This is a genomic window from Neisseria sp. WLZKY-1, assembly GCF_046546535.1.
Taxonomy (GTDB): Bacteria; Pseudomonadota; Gammaproteobacteria; order Burkholderiales; family Neisseriaceae; genus Neisseria.
The window spans coordinates 1-3,148 of record NZ_JBKGTW010000092.1; the positions used below are offsets into that span (position 1 = coordinate 1).

The following is a 3,148-nucleotide window of genomic DNA, read 5'->3' on the forward strand; positions in this document are numbered from 1 at the left end:
GGTGTAATCCTAGGGTGCGTTCCGAGGCGACTGGCCTGTTTGGTTGCTATGGTACGCTGATTTGAACATACAAGGGTGTGTCGCCCCGCGACGCACGCGGTTTCGGGTTGTTGCGGGAAGTTGTGCGGAAAAATAAAAGGCCGTTTGAAACCATATCTTACTGAGCTTTCAGACGGCCTTTGGCAGGTGACGGGTGTTGTATGGAACGTGTGTGTCGCCTTGGGGCGGCACCTTACGCGGTTTTCAGACGGCCTTTTCGCTGCTGAGGGCTTTGAGGCGGTAGATAAGGTCGAGGGCTTGCCGGGGGGTGAGTTCGTCGGGGCGGATGTCGGCGAGGGTGCGGATGAGGGTTTCGCTGTTTGGGTTTGGCGGTGTGTTTTCAGACAGCCTTTTTGTATTTTCGGAATTTTCGGCTGCGGGGGTATGGAGGCCGTCTGAAAGGCTGTTTGCCCCGTCGGACAAATCGGTTTGGCCGTGTTCTTTTTCAGACGGCCTCTCTTCGGGCAGGAGGGAGAAGATGTCGAGTTGGGGGCGGGCGGCGGCGGCTTGGGTTTCGAGGTGTTCGAGGTGTTTTTGTGCGGCTTTGAGGGCGCGGGCGGGCAGGCCGGCGAGTTTGGCGACGGCGATGCCGTAGCTTTTGCCGGTGGGGCCGGGTTCGACGTGGTGGAGGAAGACGATGTCGCGGCCTTCTTCGAGGGCGGCCAGGTGCATGTTGACGGCGGCGGGGTGGGCTTCGGGCAGGGCGGTGAGTTCGAAGTAGTGGGTGGCGAAGAGGCTGAAGGATTTGTTTTTGCGCAATAGATGCTCGGCGACGGCGTGGGCGATGGCGAGGCCGTCGAAGGTGGAGGTGCCGCGGCCGACTTCGTCCATGAGGACGAGGGATTGGGGGGTGGCGTGGTGGAGGATGTAGGCGGTTTCGCTCATTTCGACCATGAAGGTGGAGCGGTTGGAGGCGAGGTCGTCGGAGGCGCCGATGCGGGTGAAGATGCGGTCGATGGGGCCGATTTTGGCGGCGGCGGCGGGGACGTAGCTGCCGGTGTGCGCCAGGAGGACAATGAGGGCGGTTTGCCGCATGTAGGTGGATTTGCCGCCCATGTTGGGGCCGGTGAGGAGCATGAGGCGGTGTTTGTCGTCGAGGCGGGTGTGGTTGGCGGTGAAGTGGCGCACTTGTTGTTCGATAACGGGGTGGCGGCCGTCTGAAATGTCGATGGCGGGGTAGTCGGTGAATTCGGGGCGGCTGTAGTTGTGTTCGGCGGCAAGTCCGGCAAAGGCGGTGAGGACGTCGAGGGCGGCGGCGGCTTTGGCGGTTTTTTGCAGCAGGGGGAGTTGGTTTTGCAGGTCTTTAATGAGTTGGTCGTAGAGTTTTTTTTCTAGGGCGAGGGCTTGTTCTTGGGCGGTGAGGACTTTGTCTTCGAAGGTTTTGAGTTCGGGGGTGATGAAGCGTTCGGCGTTTTTGAGGATTTGCCGGCGTTGGTAGTCGGCGGGGGCTTGTTCGGCTTGGATTTTGGAGAGTTCTATATAGAAGCCGTGGACGCGGTTGTATTCGACTTTGAGGGTGGTCAGGCCGGTGCGCTCGCGCTCACGGGCTTCGAGGGCGAGGAGGAATTCGTCGCCGTGGTTTTGGATGTGGCGCAGTTCGTCGAGTTCGGGGGAGTAGCCGTGGTTGATGACGCCGCCGTCGCGCAGCCAGACGGCGGGTTCGGGCAGGATGGCGGCGCGCAGGGTGGCGGCAATCTGCGTACCTTCGGGGAAGATGTTTTTCAGGGTGTCTAGGAGGGGGGAGGCGGGCAGTTCGGTTTGCGCGAGGGTGTCGAGGCTGTCGCGCAGTCCGGCCAGATCGCGCGGGCGGGCGGATCCGACGGCGATGCGGGCGGCGATGCGTTCGATGTCGGACAGGGTTTTCAGACGGCCTTTGAGGGCTTCGGTGCCGTTTTCCATCAGGGCGCCAACGGCTTCCTGGCGGGCGAGGATGTGGGCGCGGTTGCGCAGGGGGTGGTGCAGCCAGAGGGCGAGCAGGCGGCTGCCCATGTGGGTGGTGCAGGTGTCGAGGACGGAAAAGAGGGTGGGGGATTTTTTGTTGCCGAGGGGGGCGGTGATTTCGAGGTTGCGCCGGGTGGCGGCGTCCATGTCTATATATTGGCTTTCGCTTTCGAGGGAGAGGCCGTCGAGGTGGCGCGGCAGGCCGGATTGGGTGAGTTTGATGTAGTTGAGCAGGGCGCCGGCCGCGCCGATGGCGGGGGCGTGTTCGTCGGGGTCGAGGCCGAAGCCGCGCAAATCCTGCGCGCCGAAGTAGCGGGTGATGAGGTCGAAACCGCTGTCGGCGGCAAACTGCCAGGCGTTGAGACGGGTGATGTTGGCGTCTTTCAGGGTGATTTCGGGCGCGGATTTGCCGTCGGGCAGCAGAATTTCCGCCGCCTGCAGGCGGGCGAGTTCGTCGGAAAGGCGGTCGGGTGTGGTGATTTTTGTTTTGAACTCGCCGCTTTGCAGCGACGCCCAGGCCAGCCCCAGCCGTTTTTTGTCGGCGCAGACGGCAACGATGCGGTTGGTTTCTTTGTCTTCCAATAAGGCCGAGTCGGTCAGCGTGCCGGGGGTGACGATGCGGACGACTTTACGCTCCACCGGCCCCTTCGCCACGCCGACTTCGCCCACCTGCTCGCACACGGCCACGCTTTTGCCCATTTTAACCAGCCGCGCCAGGTATTGTTCCGCCGCGTGGTAGGGCACGCCCGCCATTTTCACCGGTTCGCCGTTTACCTGCCCGCGCGTGGTCAGCGTGATATCGAGCAGTTTGGCCGCTTCTACCGCGTCGTCGAAAAACAGCTCGTAAAAATCGCCCATGCGGTAAAACACCAATTTGTCTTGGTGGTCGGCTTTAATGCCCAAATACTGCTGCATCATCGGGGAAACGGCGGGCTTGCTCATTTTCAGACGGCCTTTCAAAATCAAAAATCACAAAGCCGCGTATTGTAGCAGCCCTGAAAAGCCCGCGCTTTTTCAGACGGCCTGCAGATTTTGTTTCCCGTGGCTGAACAAAATTCCCTTTCCGCACATTGACATGACAAATTTGCTTTATTTTTTCCGTTTTCCCTGCTTGACTGAAGTTTGCCGGGTTCTGTATAGTTCACGTCTTCGCTGCTTCGGCGGCGCT

General features: G+C 60.9%; 2 protein-coding genes. Both read right to left on the minus strand.

What is annotated here, in order from left to right; genetic code table 11:
- Nucleotides 1–243 precede the first annotated feature (243 nt).
- Nucleotides 244–2,922 (minus strand): DNA mismatch repair protein MutS, encoded by a 2,679-nt coding sequence (gene mutS / locus ACLD9W_RS12200; protein WP_410842263.1) that lies wholly within the window; start codon nt 2,920–2,922, stop codon nt 244–246.
- Between the two features lie 20 nt (nt 2,923–2,942).
- Nucleotides 2,943–3,148 (minus strand): hypothetical protein (locus ACLD9W_RS12205; protein WP_410842264.1); only part of this gene is annotated, 206 nt, incomplete at its 5' end.

What these genes read in the sequence shown, in the direction of transcription:
- mutS (WP_410842263.1), bottom strand. Translation starts at nt 2,922, where the DNA reads ATGAGCAAGCCCGCCGTTTCCCCGATGATGCAGCAGTATTTGGGCATT.